The sequence below is a fragment of the Arthrobacter sp. Sr33 genome, from assembly GCF_054511195.1.
Genome location: NZ_JBTNDD010000001.1, coordinates 1 through 14916 on the forward strand (window position 1 = coordinate 1; position 14916 = coordinate 14916).

Sequence of the window (14916 nt, forward strand, 5' to 3'; positions counted from 1 at the left end):
GAAGGAGGGACGAGAAAAGAGAAAAAAGGAAGAAAAAAAAGAAAAAAAAAAAAAGGTAATCCCCCCCAAAAACCCTCCCCCCACCACTTTTTTGCCCAGAAGCTACTGTGTCGAGTGGCTACATTGCTGGGCCCGCCACGAGAATCCCATCGGTATCGGCATACACGGTCCCTCCGGGGGTGAAGATGACCCCTCCAATCGCCACCGGCACGTCAATCTCACCGACGCCGTTCTTGACGCTCTTGCGGGGATTGCTGCCGAGTGCCTTCACGCCGAGGGGCAACCCAGCGAGCACCGCGCGGTCACGGATTGCACCGTTGATAATGACGCCGTTCCACCCGTTCTTCACCGCGATCTCCGCAATCATGTCTCCCATCAGCGCCCGCTCAAGTGAGCCACCGCCGTCGACGACGAGGACCGCGCCCGCACCAGGCGTGGAAAGGACCGACTTCAGCACCACGTTGTCGTGATAGCACTTCACGGTTCGTATCGGCCCGCTGAAAGCCTGCTCCCCTCCCAGATCCTGGAACTGGATTGAAACTGATTGAACGGTGTCTCCGAACTGGTCGTAGAGGTCCGCTGTGGATAGGTCCATGTTCTTCTCCTGATCGGTGGTTTGAGATTGTGAAAGATCAACCCGAGTGGGCCTCCAGAAAGCTGTACACCTCGGTCTCATCTACCCCGGGGAACGCGCCGGGCGGCATTGCGGCCAGCAGATGTGAGTGCGCCCGGGCGCTCGGCCAGGCGTGACCTGCCCAATTTTCAGCCAGCGACGACGGCGGACGCCGGCAGCACGCCTCATCCGGGCAAAAGGACTTCTCCCTCATGGTGGTGTCCCTGCCCCTGAACCACTTCACATGCGCATACGGCACCCCGATGCTCAACGAGAACTCCCCGCTCGCTGACCGTTCGGTCCGGGCCGTGCACCAGTAGGTGCCGCTGGGCGTATCCGTGTACTGGTTGTAGGCGCGGAATTTGTCAGCCACCTCAAACACCACCCGTGAAGTCCAGCGTTTACAGGAGGGCTGGCCTTCAATGGCACCCGTGTGGTCCTGGGGAAAGGTGACGCCGTCGTTCTCATAGGCTTTGTAGATGATCCCGCTCTCATGGGTCTTCTGAAAATGGGTGGGGATGCCCAGGTGCTCGGTGGCGAGGTTGGTGAACCTGTGCGCCGCAGTCTCATAGGACACGGCAAACGCGTCCCGGATATCCTCCACGGCAATCTCCTTCGCCGCTTTCGAGCGCTGCAGGAACTCCACCGCAGGCTTCTCCGGCAGCAAAAGTGCCGCGGCAAAGTAGTTGGTGGCCACGCGCTGCCTGAGGAACTCCCGATAATTTTCAGGCGTCTGGTGGTCCAGCACGTAATGCCCGAGCGCCTGCAGCAGCACCGAGCGCGGATCGTGGTCAGTGCGCTGGGACTGGGTCAGGTAAATTCTGCGGTTCTTCAAATCGGTGACAGAACGAGTTGAATGCGGCAGGTCGCCCACGTGATGGAGGGTGAACCCCAGATGGGCGGCGATGTCGGCAATCAGGTGCTGGGACATCGGCCCAGCGGTGTGCCCCACCGAATCCAGCACCCGTTGCGCCTCGGCCTCGAGTTCGGGGAAGTAATTGTTCTGTTTGCGCATCTCGCGCCGCAGCTCGGCGTTGGCCCGACGGGCCTCCTCCGGGGTGGCCACCTGCTCGTTGAGCCGGCGCTCCAACTCGCCCTGAAGGCCCACCAGCGATTCGAGTACCTCCATCGGCAGCCGTGAGGAGATCCGCACCTTCGGCAGCCCGAGCGCCCCGTATAGCGGGCCGCGCTGCGCCCGCTCCAGCTCGATCTCCAGTGCTGCCCTCCGGGTGGGAGGTTCCGCACCCAACAGCTGATCGATGCCTACCCCGAGGGCCGACGCGAGGCCCTGCAGCATCCCCAGCTTTGGTTCACGTTTGCCGTTTTCGATCAGCGACAGCTGCGACGCGACGGTGCCGACGACGGCGCCCAGGTCATCGAGCGTCATCCCCTTCGCTTTCCGGAGATGTCGGATCCGTCGGCCCAGGCTGATCGCGTCGAGGTCGTCCGGCGCGCCGGCGCCCGCCTCAGCGGCTCCACCGGATTCTGGTCGGTTCCAGGTGGCTGGTTTGATCGGCATGTTGGTCATTTATTGAGGTTACGCGAAGAAGTGCGTTTTTTGCCAGCAGTTTCGGCTAGGCAAGGGGTTGAAATGAGAGAAAGGTTGGTTTTACGAAGCCAACGAACACTTCACGCACTCGAATCAACGGCTCAGGGAATTCAAAGGAGAATGCAATGACACAGGACCAGACCACCCCACAGGCAAACACCGCATCGACAGGCCAGAGCGCCGAAGGATCGGCCGAGCGGGAGCTGGAACTCGAGTGGTCGGCCAATTCCCGCTGGGATAACGTCACGCGCGACTACTCGGCGTCCGACGTCGTCCGCCTTCGCGGCCGGGTCCAGGAGGAGCACACCCTCGCCCGGCGCGGCGCCGAGAAGCTGTGGACGCAGCTGACCGAACAGGCCCGCACCGGTGAGTACACCCACTCGCTTGGCGCACTGACCGGTAATCAGGCGGTGCAGCAGGTCAAGGCGGGCCTGAAAGCAATTTACCTGTCCGGCTGGCAGGTCGCCGCCGACGCCAATAACTCCGGGCACACCTATCCGGACCAGTCACTGTACCCCGCCAACTCGGTGCCCACCGTGGTGCGCCGCATCAACAACGCACTGCTGCGTGCGGACCAGATCGACTTCGCCGAAGGGGTCCAGACGGTGGAGGACTATTTGGTTCCCATCATCGCCGACGCCGAGGCAGGCTTCGGCGGTCCACTCAACGCTTACGAGCTGATGAAATCGATGATCCAGGCCGGCGCTGCTGGCGTTCACTGGGAGGACCAGCTCGCTTCGGAGAAGAAGTGCGGGCACCTCGGCGGTAAGGTACTTATCCCGACCCAGCAGCACGTCCGCACCCTCAACGCCGCCCGGCTCGCCGCCGACGTCGCTGGGACGCCGTCAGTAGTAATTGCTCGCACCGACGCCGAGGCCGCGACACTCATCACTTCCGACGTCGACGAACGGGATCAGCCGTTCATCACCGGCGAGCGCACCTCCGAGGGCTTCTACAAGGTGCGCAACGGCCTCGAGGCGTGCATTGCCCGGGGACGGGCCTACGCGCCGTATGCGGATCTGCTGTGGATGGAAACCGGAACCCCCGACCTTGACCTGGCGCGCAAGTTTGCTGAGGGCATCAAGTCGGAGCACCCGGACCAGATGCTGGCGTACAACTGCTCGCCGTCGTTCAACTGGAAAAAGCACCTCGACGACGCAACGATCGCCAAGTTCCAGCGGGAGCTCGGCGCGATGGGGTTCACCTTCCAGTTCATCACCCTGGCAGGGTTCCACGCGCTCAACTACTCGATGTTCGACCTGGCCGAGGGCTACGCCCGCGACGGCATGAGCGCGTACGTCGAACTCCAGGAGCGCGAATTCGCTGCCGAGTCCCGGGGCTACACCGCCACCAAGCACCAGCGTGAGGTGGGAACCGGCTACTTCGACCAGGTTGCCACCGCCCTCAACCCCACGGGCAGCACCCTCGCCCTGGCCGGATCCACCGAGGCGCAGCAGTTCCACTAACCCCCGCTGCACGCCCCGCTCCACACCCCATCCCTACTCCGTCCCACGCCCCACCCCGGCCCCCACCTAAGATGGCCGGGGCTGGGGGCGGGGCACCCACATTTTCCCAGGAGGCACACCATGAACAACCTGATCACCCTCAACGGCGTTACCCTGACGGCGCCGGCCGTGCGCCGCCAGGACGAAATCCTCACCCCGGAAGCCCTCGACTTTCTCCGGAAACTGCACCAGTCGACGGCCAGCCGCCGGCAGGAACTCCTGCACCTGCGGCAACAGTCCCGCGCCAGGATCTCCAACGGCACCGATCCGCGTTTCCTCCCCGAGACCAAACACATTCGCGACGACGACGGCTGGCGGGTTGCGCCGGTCGCCCCGGGCCTGGAGGACCGCCGGGTGGAGATCACCGGACCCGTCGACCGGAAAATGACCATCAACGCCCTCAACTCAGGCGCCAAGGTGTGGCTTGCCGACATGGAGGACTCCTCCACTCCCAGCTGGTCCAATGTCATCAACGGGCAGCTCAACCTGCGCGACGCGCTGGCGGACCGCATTAGCTTCACCTCTCCGGAAGGGAAGGAATACCGGTTGGGAGAGGATCGGCCGACCATCGTGGTGCGCCCCCGCGGCTGGCACCTGCCCGAGAAGCACCTGCTGATCAACAACACCCCGATCGCCGGCGGCCTGGTCGACTTTGGATTGCATTTCTTCCACAACGCCCGGACGCTCATCGCCCAGGGCCGGGGCCCTTACTTCTACCTGCCGAAGATCGAGAACCATCTCGAGGCACGGCTCTGGAATGACATTTTCGTCCAGGCCCAGCAACTGTTGGGGCTGCCCCAGGGCACTATCCGCGCCACGGTGCTGATAGAAACGATCACCGCCGCGTTCGAAATGGAGGAAATTCTGTACGAACTGCGCGAACACGCCGCCGGTTTGAACGCTGGCAGGTGGGACTACATCTTCTCGGTGATCAAGAACTTCAGGACCCGCGGACCCCGCTTCGTCCTCCCCGACCGGTCCATGGTGACCATGACCGCGCCTTTCATGCGCTCCTACACGGAGCAGCTGGTGCGAATCTGCCACCGCCGGGGCGCCCACGCGATTGGCGGCATGTCGGCCAACATCCCGAACCGGCGAGACGAAGCAGCGAACGCCGTCGCACTGGAAAAGGTGAGGGCGGACAAGACCCGGGAAGCGAACGACGGTTTCGACGGTTCCTGGGTAGCCCACCCGGACCTGGTTCCGGTGGCGATGGAGGTGTTCGACGCCATCCTCGGCGAGCGGCCCAACCAGCTGACCAGGCTGCGCGACGACGTCCTCCCCGACGACAAGGCACTGCTCAACATCGCAGGCACCCCCGGGGTCATCACCGAGGCCGGGATCCGCGAGAACCTTGAGGTGGGCGTGAGGTACATCGAGTCGTGGTTGCGTGGCAACGGGGCTGCGGCGATCAACTCCCTGATGGAGGACGCTGCGACGGCCGAGATTTCGCGGTCTCAGATCTGGCAGTGGATCTACTCGGGCGCCGTCACCGACGACGGCGAGGCCATCACCCACGGGTGGGTCGCCGAGCTGCTGGAGGAGGAGTTCGCGGCGATGGAGCGTTTTGACGGCGACCGTTTCGACGACGCCCTGGCAATCTTCGAGGAGGTTGCCCTCGGTGAGGAATTCCCCACGTTCCTCACCGTCCCTGCCTACGCCCGCTACCTGCACGAGAACCGCGAGCTGGCGACGGTCTAGACCGATCCTCACCGCACCCCGCCGCTCCTCCACCGCGGGGTGCGGTGAGGGTGCGGTGAGGGTGCGGCGCGGCTGCGGCGCGGCTGCGGTGGGGTGTAGCGGGAATACCCCGGAGCCAACCCCGCGTTGTGCGATGTATGCAGATTGAAATTTGGTCAGACGTCAAGTGCCCCTGGTGTTTCGTCGGCAAGCGCCGGTTTGAGACCGCCCTCGCCGGCTTCGAACACCGCGATCAGGTCACCGTGACCTGGAAGAGCTTCCAGTTGGACCCGGATCTCCCGGATCACTATGACGGCACCGAACAGCAGTACCTCGCTGAACGCAAGGGTATCTCCGAAGACCGGATCCGCGAGATGTGGGACAGCCTGTCCGCCTCGGCCGCCGGCGAGGGACTGAACTTCAGGTTCGAGGACGTCGTGGTGGGCAACAGTTTCACCGCCCACCGGTTCCTGCACCTGGCCAAATCCCAGGGGCTCGGCGACGCCGCCAAGGAGGCCATCCTGTCCGCCCACTTTGAACAGGGCAAAGACACCTCGGACACGGACTTCCTGGTGGAGCTCGGCAAGGAGATCGGCCTCACGGAGCACGACGTGCGGGCCACCCTCGGCACAGACCGGTTCGCCGACGACGTCCGCCACGATATTGCCGAGGCACGCACGCTCGGGATCAGCGGAGTACCGTTCTTCGTCATCGACCGGAAGTACGGCATTTCCGGAGCCCAGCCCGCCGATCTGTTCGCCGAGGCGCTCACCACCGCGTGGCAGGAAGCGAACCCGCTGACCCTCGTGAATCCCGCCGGATCCGCCGCGGCCTCCGCCGACGGCGAAGCGTGCGGGCCGGAGGGCTGCAACTAGCCTGCAGCTAGGGGGCCGCCGGGGTCGATTCCGGTGCACCCGTCGTGGACTCGGCCTCGGCAGACGCCGTCGTCGGGTCGGTGCACACCAGTCCGGCCGGAGTTTCATCCAGCTCGGCTTCAGCGATGAGACCCTCGTACCCTGAGCCGACGACGACGTCGACGGTCGCGTCAGTGCGCTCATCCTCCACGAAGATGGTTCCCGGAATCTGGCGCTGTACGGTGAAGGCATTCGCGTAGCCCTCTGGTCCGGCAACCACGATGGCGGTCATGCCGACCCGGTTCACCTTGCGGTTGCCGATCTCGCCCAACACGAATGCTCGCTCCGCCAGGCCCTCACCGACCGATCCGGCCAGACCGGAAATGGTTGTGCTGTTGTACAGGTTCACGGTGACGGCCGAAGGGGACTGCACCTCGAACGGGCCCGCCGGGCAGGTGTACGTCGGCTCCAGGTCCGGTTCCAGCGCAGCGATGCGGATGTCTCCACGGTTGATTCCTATCGCGACGAAAACCGCCGCGGCGAGGAGAGCAACCAGTACGACCAGAACCACCCCGTGGCGGAGCCGGCGCATGTAAATGTGCGGGCGCTCCACCTCCCCCGTGTCTGCGAAGACGCTGTCCAGATCGTTTTCAGTAACGATCCGGTGGCCATGCCATTCAATGGGGTTTTTCTTGGACTTTTTGGTCTCGTGCCGGTGCGGGGGCTGGTCAGTCATTGATCACCAGCACGCGCGCGTGCAGAATGGTTCGTTGATGCAGGGCCGTGCGGACGGCACGGTGCAGCCCGTCTTCCAGATAAAGCGTCTCGTTCCACTGAACCACGTGCGGGAACAGGTCACCGAAGAATGTTGAATCCTCGGCGAGGAGCGCCTCGAGGTCGAGGGTGGTTTTGGTGGTCACCAGTTCGTCCAGCCGTACCTGTCGGGGTGCCACACCCGCCCAATCCTTGGGGGTCACATATCCATGGTCAGGGTAGGGGCGTCCTGCGCTTACGGCTTTGAAGATCACCAATACAGACTAGAGAACATCATCGGGCAATGGAACATGAGCCGCACCTAACGGTCCTTAGTGGCCGAAAGGTTACGTTCAGCCGTCAGGTAGCGATGATTGGCACAGTGCGTTTCGCAAGGATTTCGCCGGTAATCCAATCTTCCCACTCGACCCTTAGCTCGTATCGGCCCGCCGAAGGCGGCGTCAGCATGACATCGTAACGTTCGGCTGCCCCGAAACTCAGCAGGCTGGTGAGCAGCGGATAGCCCGCTGCCGAGCAGGGGGGAGAAGGTACCCCTGGCACAGAGGTGTCTCTGAAGGGCCGCCCGTCGTGGGCAATGATCTCGGCAATCTGCGCTGGGTTCCCCTCCGCGTCAGTGAAGTACATCCGGTTGGGCAGATAGTTGGCGTTCAGAATCCGCAGGAGGGTGGGCTTTCGTTCCCCCGGAACCACGTTGGCCTGGATGGTCGAGAGGCTCCAGACGCGGTCATCAGTGTCACCCGGGTCCGCCAGATTACCTCCCAGCAGATAGAAGTGCTTGGGCTCAAACCGATTCAAACCGACGTCCTCGCCGGACAGCCCGGCAGCATGGTCCATCTCATGCCAGCGGGCATCCACCGAATATGGAACGAGGATGCATTCCGTCGCGATGTCGTACTCGGGTCCGTCCACGAAGGCTCTGCGGGCTCCTGGGCTTACCGGATAGTCGGGATGCACCGTTGGGTCAACCACCAGGGCACCGAACATTCCCATCTGGGCGTGTAAAACCGTGTTTACGTGGCAGTGATAAAAGTAGGTTCCCGCCGCCCCATAGTTGGGGTCCCCGGGTCTACCCAGTTCGGCCTGCCACTGGTAGGTGTAGGTTTCTCCAATCTCGAAGGAGGTGTGACCTACGCCGTCGTTGCGTGGGTCCGGCTCCATGCCGTGCCAATGGATAGTGTGAGCTCCTTTACTCGGAGTAAATGTTGCGTGGAATATCTCGCCCTCTTTGGGCCGCAGCGTCGGTCCCGGCAGGCTTCGCCCGGAATTTTCCGATTCGAAACTCCAAATCTCGAATTTATTTCCGTCATCAAATTCAAGGTCCCGGGAAAAGAATTTCAAAACCACTGCTGTTTGCGGGGTTTGTAAAAATTCTGTGACGGGGTTATCCACATCCATCTGGTCTGAGCTGAAGTCCGCCTGACTGCGGAAGCGGTGACTCGGCGTCCCGTCATCGTTGACAGGAGGTACAGGTGTAGGTGTGGGAGTGGGCGATGCAGTAACTGTGGGAGTGGGCGATGCAGTAACTGTGGGAGTGGGCGATGCAGTAACTGTGGGAGTGGGCGATGCAGTAACTGTGGGAGTGGGAACAGGCGTAGCAGATGCGCTGGCTGTAGCCGAAGGAGTCGCTGTTGCTGTTGCACTCGGACTAGGGGTCGACTTCCTACGATTAGCCTCCCGGGCCTTCTTCTTCGCCTCCTTACGCTTTTTCTCAGCGGCCTCCCGGGCCTTCTTCTCCGCCTCCCGCTGGCGTTTGGCAAGCTCCTCATCCCGCTCTGCCTGGCGTTTAAACATCGAGGTGCGGCGACCATCGCGTCTATTGGGTACTTGAACGTTGGTCATGGTCCTGTTCCTATGATTGGTGCTTTCAGCGTCCAGTGGGCAACCATCCCGCCCGGGTACATACCACCAGCGGCTGTCTGCGATGGCTCCGCATGGCAGTGCATTGGGTATCCCCAGTCGGTGGTCCTGGCTGCCCAGACAGCGTTGACGGCATCTGGTGGCCGCTTGATCGGAAGAATGCAGTCCTTACGGTCCATGGGTTCCAGTTCGACTACGTCCTCCCATTGTTGGACCACCACATGCCCCTCGGGGTCCACGAAGCCTTCCCTGCGCGGCCAGGGATAATTGTTTCGCCCCACCGTCCACAGGTGGTTGCCGTGGAAGTGCATCTGATGGAACACAATGCCGGGGTTGACTAGCCTGACAAGCTGCCCTCCGCGCAGCGTCCCCAGTTCAGTGCCCTCGCCGAACTGGCGCACGTCCACCTGCCGCGGGTAGCCCGAAATCAGCGTCTCTTCCTCAGTCGCCAGATTCAACGCGTCGTTGGTGGTGATGCCGAGCGATTCATAGCCGCTGCGTCCGTTGAGCGTGAAATAACGCGGTACTGCTTTGGTTTTGCGTGGGTCGACGGTTCCCCCGGAGGCCTCGATCCCGGCCCACACCGAGTCGACATTGTGGCAGATCCAGAGCCACTGCCGTTCGAACGAAGCAAGATCCTCCCCGATAGCCCACTGATGGTCCGGATGGATGACCAGCAGGACCCCGAAGAGACCCAGAACCCTTTCCACTGGCTGATTGGTCGGATCGGAGTAGATATAGGTTCCGGGGGCGGGCGCATCAAGTTCCAATAATTTGCTTCCTGCCGGATCAATGATCCCGGTACTGACGTTGCCGCGGTTGGGTCCGGCCCCATGCAGAGTAAACTCATGAGGCTTGGACAGCCGGTTGTGCACCCGAAGGCGAATTCTGCTTCCCACTTCGGCGATGATAGTTCGTTGTGGAAAATAGCTCGCCCAGTAGTTGCGGCGGATGAAGTACTGCCCCGGGTTAGCCGGATCCGGGCCGTAAGGCAGCGGAGTCCCTTCCGGTGGAAGAACGGCGTCCAAAGGGTAACTTCGGCTCTCCACTAGCCGACCATCGGCTGTGAACACCTTCGGAACAATAGCCAGGCTAGGGTTGGCGTCGTTGACGTCAGTAGGACGATCACCAAATCCCCGGTGATACACCAGTGAGGCATCGACCATTTTCAGGTAGCCATCGTTGATGTACAGATCTAGAACCCCTGGAAGAGGGGTGACCGCCAGAGGCTGGCTCGATGCAACTACACGGGCCTGGGCGGGCTTGGAAGACTGCCCGTAGAGCAACGCCGCTGCCCCAACGCTTGCGGCGGCTCCATACCTGAGGAAGTCCCAGCGGCCCAGCTGACCGGCAGTCGCCATAAGATCAGTGGGTTTCGCCACGTTCCCGACGCTGGTTTTCGCGGTTTCCTGGATGTCAGTCATGATCCACCGCCAGCGAACCAGGCCGGTGGAGCACGGACGGCAGTTCGAGGGTCAGCGGGGCCCCGCCGCCCCAAGGGTCAGTGAACTCAGCGGAGAGACTCGTCTCATCTGAGGGCACCAGGAAATTGATCCACAGGGATGTTGTCGATCCGGCTGGTAGCGGGCCAGTGACAGCTTCCGCGTCTCGGTTCGTCACGGTGGGTCCATCCACCCCGACCTGCAGCCGCAGTTGGCCCGGGGCAAAGAGCACCGGTTGGTCAGTCGCATTATGGACTTCCAACCGAAGGGCAATATGGTCCCCCCAGGTGCTGTTTGCCGGTTGAACTGAATGACCGATGACCGCAGGCCCGTGACCGCGGTGGCCAGTCACGGCCTGAGCAGACGTACCGCCGCCGCTGGAATCTTGTGCCGGGGGAAGCCGCATCTGCCGCTCGGCCTCGGTCAGTCGAACGCTGCCGAAGGAGGTCTTGACTCCCGGCGGATTGGCAGAGGTACCCGCTGCCAGCAGGCCGCCCGCTGCCGCTGTGCCAGCCACCGTGACCCCGACCAGCACACCAAAGACACGGCGAGTCAGGCCCGGGCTCTCATCGGCCGTGCAACCTACCTCACTGACTATCCCTGCGTCGCCAATGGATTGCGATACTTCCCCTAACAGTGTGGTCATCGGTCTATCCGCTCTTAACAGTGACTTCTTCGGGTATTAACTGTCACCGCTCAATTTTCACTTCGGCACCTTGTAGAAAACATGGAGAATAGGTGTATGCCTGCTACGATCACTCACCCGCTGACCGGACTTCTGCTGGATGTCGACGGACCAATCGCGAGCCCCGTGTCCCGGACCGTGCGGCCGGCGATCATCAAGGACCTGATGACCCTCGCCGCCGCCGGGTGGCCGGTCATCTTCAACACGGGCCGGTCTGATTCGTTCATCCGCAGCGAGGTGATGGAGCCAATGCTGGCGGCGGGGATCCCCGAGGGTGTGGTGTTCCACGCCATCTGCGAGAAGGGGGGCGTGTGGTTCAGCTTCGACCGGTCGGGGGCGGGCAAACTGCATGTCGACCAGGCTCTGGCGCTGCCGAAGGAGTTCGGGGCAGGGATCCGCGATCTGGTGGCGGAAAAGTACTTCGGGCACATGTTTTTCGATGAGACCAAATACGCGATGGTGTCGGTGGAACAGCACATTGAGGTGGACAACACCGACTACCTGGCTGAGCAGGCCGGGTTCGACGCCGACGCGCTGGCCCTGATGCGGTCCTTCGGGATGGGGGTTTGCCGGTTGGCCCACCATGCACCGGACAGCGATGACAACATTGACTACCGGATCGACCCGACCATCATCTCCACCGACATTGAATCGGTCCGTCTCGGCAAGGACCTCGGCGCCGAACGGGCCCTGGCCCTGCTCGGCCAGATTCCGTCCCGCTGGCGGACGGTCGGGGATTCACGCACCGACTACGCGATGGCCGATTACCTCCACGAACACGGGTACGACGTCGCCCATGTTGACGTCCGGCCCGCCGATGGGGTCCCTGAGACTCCGTACCCCGTGCTCACCGAGGATCACCTGACCAACGACGACGCCGGAGCCGCCTTCCTGGCCCGCTGCGTGCGATCGTTGCAGACCGCCAGCGAGGAACCGGCACGCAGTTAGGCTGCCTTATCGAGGGCACCCTCGATCGCCGCGACAACCTCTGCCGACTCTGGCTCAACCGTCGGAGCGAATCGCGCCACCACCGAGCCCTGATCATTCACCAGGAACTTCTCGAAGTTCCACTTCACCATGCCGGGCAGGATTCCGTTCTTGAACTTGGTCAGCTCCGAGTACAGCGGGTGCTGATTCTTGCCGCGCACGTCGGCCTTCTTGGTCAGCGGGAACGTGACGTCGTAGGTGGTGGAGCAGAAGGACTGGATGTCCTCGTCGGTGCCGGGCTCCTGGCTCATGAACTGGTTGCAGGGCACTCCGACCACCACAAATCCCTGGTCCCGATACTTCTGGTACAGGTTTTCCAGCCCCCCGTACTGCGGGGTATAGCCGCACTTCGACGCAACATTCACCACCATCACCGTCTTGCCCTTGAAATCGCCGAACGACCTCTCGGTGCCATCGTTCATGGTCAGAGGGATGGAATGCAGATTCGTTGGTGACATGGTTACTCCCGGTAGGCGACTGCTTAGCATTCGTACGGTAACAGCCAGCGGATGGGCCTAGGCAATAATGAAGGAGTGGCCTCACTTAGAAACACCGGGCTAACCGCCTGGCGAACCCAGCTCCGCAAGACCTTCACCGGCAACGCGGAGGTCCCACCAGCCTGGGCAGAGAAGCTGGACGAGGGCGACGACGTCGGCTACTTCCCGCCGTCGTCAGCGGCCTGGGCGGTGCACGGGTCAATGACCCCCCTGGTCGGCGGGATCCGGGCGCTGCTGCTGCAGGCCCTGCACCCGGGTGCGATGGCGGGCGTCCACGACTTCTCCCGGTACCGCGAGGACCCACTCGGCCGTCTCGCCGGCACCATCCAGTGGATTTTCACCGTCACCTACGGCTCAGCCGAAACGGCGAAGGCCGGTTCGGCCTGGGTGCAGCGGCTCCATCAGCGGGTCACTGGTACCTACATCGACAGTAGGGGTGTCACCCAGCCCTACTCGGCGGGTTCCCCCGATCTGCTGCGCTGGGTGCATCTGGCCTTCACTGACGCTTTTCTGGCGTCACATCTGGCGTATGGGCCGCCGATTCCCGGCGGTGCCGACAACTATGTGGCTGAGTGGGCACAGGCCGGGCGACTCATGGGGGTCACCGATCCGCCGGAGTCGGCGGCTGAATTGGCAGCGCAACTGGCAGCGTTCGACGACGAGCTGGTGTGCGGCCCGCAGGTCACCGAAGCGCTCCGGTACATCAAACGTCCGCCGCTGCCGATGTCACAGCGATTCGGCTACCGGGTGTTGTTCGCAGGGGCCGTGGCCACACTCGAACCCCGCCACCGGGACCTGTTAGGGCTCCGTGTTCCGTCGCTGGGGCCCATTCCGCTGCCGGTGCGCACCGCGACGCGCCTGGTCATGTTCATCGTCCGTCTCGGCCTCGGCCCCGAGGGCCCGAGCGAGGCGGCCGCGCTCCGCCGGCTCGCCCGGCTGCGGGGCACTGACGCTGAAGCGAATCCACCCCAGCCCGGGATGTGAGGTCCCGCCAACGTCACAGCTGCCCGCCGGGACGGGATTTCGCTGCGCCTGACCTCTCATCCTCAGCGAAACGGGCTGGTGGGTGGTCGTTTGAGCCGGTCCTGCGGGAAGTGTCGCGGGACCGGGATCCGATACACGGAAAAAAGGAAAAGCGGCCCTGACAGGCGTAATACCTTGTCTGAGCCGCTTTCCAATGTGCGGAGGATGGGGGATTTGAACCCCCGAGGGCGTTAACCCAACACGCGTTCCAGGCGTGCGCCATAGGCCGCTAGGCGAATCCTCCTAGTTTGGAGCAGATACCAGAATACCCACTAGCGAACGATCTAACGAATCGCCGCCGTGTGACCTTGTCGGGCAGCTCTGGGATCACACCCGGTTCAGCGGACAATCAGCCAGCGTTCGGCCCGCCCCGCGGCACGGCGACCGACGATTCTGCCGGTTCGAATCCGGCCCCGAGATTCCTGTAGACTCGTTTCCGGCCCCTCATGTGGTGTCACCCTGTGAACTCCCCCAGGACCGGAAGGTAGCAAGGGTAAGCGGGCTCTGGCAGGTGCATGGGGGGTCTTCTCATCCCCTGATGCTGCAGGAGCACCGATGAACAGCCCCGGCGCTGGCCGCTTCGCCCCCAGCCCCTCCGGCGAGCTACATCTGGGGAACCTCCGCACCGCGATCTTCGCCTGGCTGTTTGCACGCAGCACCTCCCGGACCTTCCTGCTACGGATCGAAGACCTGGACCGGGCCCGCGCCGGAGCCGAGGCCGCGCAGCTCGCCGAGCTCACCGCCGTCGGGCTCGATTGGGATGCGGCACCGGTCCGTCAGAGTGACCGGCTCCCCCTCTACCAGGCCGCTGTCGGGTCCTTGCGGAAAGCTGACCTGCTTTACGAGTGCTACTGCACCCGCCGTGACATTGCCGAGGCCGCCACCGCCCCCCATTCGCTACCCGGGTCCTACCCGGGCACCTGCCGGACCCTGCCGGCGTCGGCTCGTAACCGCCAGCATGGCCGACCCCCTGCTCTGCGGCTGCGATCCGAGGTGACCGACTGGACGGTCCAGGATGAGTTGCACGGCAGCTACACCGGACCGGTGGATGACCTGGTCATTGTCCGCAGTGACGGTGTTCCCGCGTACAATCTTGCGGTGGTGGTCGACGACGCCGCGCAGGGAATCGACCAGGTGGTCCGCGGCGATGACCTGCTCAGCTCCGCCCCCCGGCAGGCTTATTTGGCCAGCCTGCTGGGGATCGCCCCGCCCCAGTACGCGCATGTCCCACTCGCGTTGAACCGGGAAGGGCAGCGCCTCGCCAAGCGTGACGGCGCCGTCACCCTCGAATCGCTCGCCGATAAGGGCTGGACCGCCAGCTCGGTGAGGGACCTGATCCTTCGGTCGGCGGGGCTCCCGGCGGGTACGCTGGCAGGAGCGCTCGAGGCGTTTCACCCGGCAGGAGTGCCGCGTGAAGCCTGGATAGTTGAGCCCGGCGAGCTGTCCTGAT

The 14916-nt window shown here is 63.3% G+C and carries 14 protein-coding genes, 1 tRNA gene and 1 other RNA gene; 7 read left to right on the forward strand and 9 right to left on the reverse strand.

Annotation, left to right across the window (positions count from 1 at the left end; all coding sequences use genetic code 11):
• Window positions 1-118: 118 nt before the first annotated feature.
• Complete coding sequence (rraA, locus tag ACX80T_RS00005) at window positions 119-595, reverse strand: ribonuclease E activity regulator RraA (RefSeq protein ID WP_116778369.1); 477 nt, start codon at window positions 593-595, stop codon at window positions 119-121.
• A 37-nt stretch (window positions 596-632) separates the two neighbouring features.
• Window positions 633-2141 (reverse strand): helix-turn-helix domain-containing protein, encoded by a 1509-nt coding sequence (locus ACX80T_RS00010; RefSeq protein WP_116778368.1) that lies wholly within the window; start codon window positions 2139-2141, stop codon window positions 633-635.
• Window positions 2142-2287: 146 nt separating this feature from the next.
• Between ACX80T_RS00010 and aceA the strand changes: the two genes are divergently transcribed.
• The 3 genes from aceA (at window position 2288) to ACX80T_RS00025 (ending at window position 6222) form a co-directional block, all read left to right on the forward strand.
• The gene (gene aceA, locus ACX80T_RS00015) at window positions 2288-3628 is read left to right on the forward strand and encodes an isocitrate lyase (protein WP_024476217.1); all 1341 of its coding nucleotides are present in this window, start codon (window positions 2288-2290) and stop codon (window positions 3626-3628) included.
• Window positions 3629-3748: 120 nt separating this feature from the next.
• A complete protein-coding gene (gene aceB, locus ACX80T_RS00020; protein WP_024476218.1) occupies window positions 3749-5368 on the forward strand; it encodes a malate synthase A in 1620 nt (539 codons plus the stop codon).
• A gap of 137 nt (window positions 5369-5505) precedes the next feature.
• On the forward strand, window positions 5506-6222 hold the full coding sequence (locus ACX80T_RS00025; RefSeq protein WP_019482296.1) for a DsbA family oxidoreductase: 717 nt from the start codon (window positions 5506-5508) through the stop codon (window positions 6220-6222).
• A 7-nt stretch (window positions 6223-6229) separates the two neighbouring features.
• On the opposite strand, the gene ACX80T_RS00030 is transcribed toward ACX80T_RS00025, so the two are convergent.
• The 5 genes from ACX80T_RS00030 to ACX80T_RS00050 all read right to left on the reverse strand — a co-directional run bounded on the left by ACX80T_RS00030 (window position 6230) and on the right by ACX80T_RS00050 (window position 10920).
• Window positions 6230-6937 (reverse strand): LytR C-terminal domain-containing protein, encoded by a 708-nt coding sequence (locus ACX80T_RS00030; RefSeq protein ID WP_459303473.1) that lies wholly within the window; start codon window positions 6935-6937, stop codon window positions 6230-6232.
• On the reverse strand, window positions 6930-7229 hold the full coding sequence (locus ACX80T_RS00035; RefSeq protein WP_024476219.1) for a type II toxin-antitoxin system VapB family antitoxin: 300 nt from the start codon (window positions 7227-7229) through the stop codon (window positions 6930-6932). Before ACX80T_RS00035 ends, ACX80T_RS00030 begins: the two co-directional genes overlap by 8 nt.
• 85 nt (window positions 7230-7314) lie before the next feature.
• A complete protein-coding gene (locus tag ACX80T_RS00040; RefSeq protein WP_459303474.1) occupies window positions 7315-8814 on the reverse strand; it encodes a multicopper oxidase domain-containing protein in 1500 nt (499 codons plus the stop codon).
• Window positions 8811-10256, reverse strand: coding sequence for a multicopper oxidase domain-containing protein (locus ACX80T_RS00045; protein ID WP_024476221.1), 1446 nt, complete (start codon window positions 10254-10256; stop codon window positions 8811-8813). Before ACX80T_RS00045 ends, ACX80T_RS00040 begins: the two co-directional genes overlap by 4 nt.
• The gene (locus ACX80T_RS00050; RefSeq protein WP_237742100.1) at window positions 10249-10920 is read right to left on the reverse strand and encodes a hypothetical protein; all 672 of its coding nucleotides are present in this window, start codon (window positions 10918-10920) and stop codon (window positions 10249-10251) included. The genes ACX80T_RS00045 and ACX80T_RS00050 overlap by 8 nt, the downstream gene beginning before the upstream one ends.
• Before the next feature lie 96 nt (window positions 10921-11016).
• Here ACX80T_RS00050 and ACX80T_RS00055 point away from each other — a divergent pair, with 96 nt between their 5' ends.
• The gene (locus ACX80T_RS00055; protein WP_024476223.1) at window positions 11017-11907 is read left to right on the forward strand and encodes a Cof-type HAD-IIB family hydrolase; all 891 of its coding nucleotides are present in this window, start codon (window positions 11017-11019) and stop codon (window positions 11905-11907) included.
• Here ACX80T_RS00055 and ACX80T_RS00060 read toward each other — a convergent pair.
• Window positions 11904-12404, reverse strand: a complete 501-nt coding sequence (locus tag ACX80T_RS00060; RefSeq protein WP_019482289.1) for a glutathione peroxidase — start codon at window positions 12402-12404, stop codon at window positions 11904-11906. The two genes, ACX80T_RS00055 and ACX80T_RS00060, sit on opposite strands and share 4 nt — an antisense overlap.
• Before the next feature lie 51 nt (window positions 12405-12455).
• Here ACX80T_RS00060 and ACX80T_RS00065 point away from each other — a divergent pair, with 51 nt between their 5' ends.
• A complete protein-coding gene (locus ACX80T_RS00065) occupies window positions 12456-13427 on the forward strand; it encodes an oxygenase MpaB family protein (protein ID WP_050994863.1) in 972 nt (323 codons plus the stop codon).
• Between the two features lie 198 nt (window positions 13428-13625).
• Here ACX80T_RS00065 and ACX80T_RS00070 read toward each other — a convergent pair.
• Window positions 13626-13710, reverse strand: a tRNA-Ser gene (locus ACX80T_RS00070).
• A 191-nt stretch (window positions 13711-13901) separates the two neighbouring features.
• Between ACX80T_RS00070 and ffs the strand changes: the two genes are divergently transcribed.
• Together ffs and gluQRS are read left to right on the forward strand one after the other, a co-directional pair.
• An RNA gene (gene ffs / locus ACX80T_RS00075) (signal recognition particle sRNA small type) lies at window positions 13902-13997 on the forward strand.
• A 24-nt stretch (window positions 13998-14021) separates the two neighbouring features.
• Window positions 14022-14915 (forward strand): tRNA glutamyl-Q(34) synthetase GluQRS, encoded by an 894-nt coding sequence (gluQRS, locus tag ACX80T_RS00080; RefSeq protein ID WP_116778367.1) that lies wholly within the window; start codon window positions 14022-14024, stop codon window positions 14913-14915.
• The last annotated feature ends 1 nt before the right edge of the window (window position 14916 follow it).

Coding starts and splice junctions, on each gene's coding strand:
- rraA (WP_116778369.1), bottom strand. CDS start 595: ATGGACCTATCCACAGCGGACCTCTACGACCAGTTCGGAGACACCGTT.
- ACX80T_RS00010 (WP_116778368.1), bottom strand. CDS start 2,141: ATGACCAACATGCCGATCAAACCAGCCACCTGGAACCGACCAGAATCC.
- aceA (WP_024476217.1), top strand. CDS start 2,288: ATGACACAGGACCAGACCACCCCACAGGCAAACACCGCATCGACAGGC.
- aceB (WP_024476218.1), top strand. CDS start 3,749: ATGAACAACCTGATCACCCTCAACGGCGTTACCCTGACGGCGCCGGCC.
- ACX80T_RS00025 (WP_019482296.1), top strand. CDS start 5,506: ATGCAGATTGAAATTTGGTCAGACGTCAAGTGCCCCTGGTGTTTCGTC.
- ACX80T_RS00030 (WP_459303473.1), bottom strand. CDS start 6,937: ATGACTGACCAGCCCCCGCACCGGCACGAGACCAAAAAGTCCAAGAAA.
- ACX80T_RS00040 (WP_459303474.1), bottom strand. CDS start 8,814: ATGACCAACGTTCAAGTACCCAATAGACGCGATGGTCGCCGCACCTCG.
- ACX80T_RS00045 (WP_024476221.1), bottom strand. CDS start 10,256: ATGACTGACATCCAGGAAACCGCGAAAACCAGCGTCGGGAACGTGGCG.
- ACX80T_RS00050 (WP_237742100.1), bottom strand. CDS start 10,920: ATGACCACACTGTTAGGGGAAGTATCGCAATCCATTGGCGACGCAGGG.
- ACX80T_RS00055 (WP_024476223.1), top strand. CDS start 11,017: ATGCCTGCTACGATCACTCACCCGCTGACCGGACTTCTGCTGGATGTC.
- ACX80T_RS00060 (WP_019482289.1), bottom strand. CDS start 12,404: ATGTCACCAACGAATCTGCATTCCATCCCTCTGACCATGAACGATGGC.
- ACX80T_RS00065 (WP_050994863.1), top strand. CDS start 12,456: ATGGGCCTAGGCAATAATGAAGGAGTGGCCTCACTTAGAAACACCGGG.
- gluQRS (WP_116778367.1), top strand. CDS start 14,022: ATGAACAGCCCCGGCGCTGGCCGCTTCGCCCCCAGCCCCTCCGGCGAG.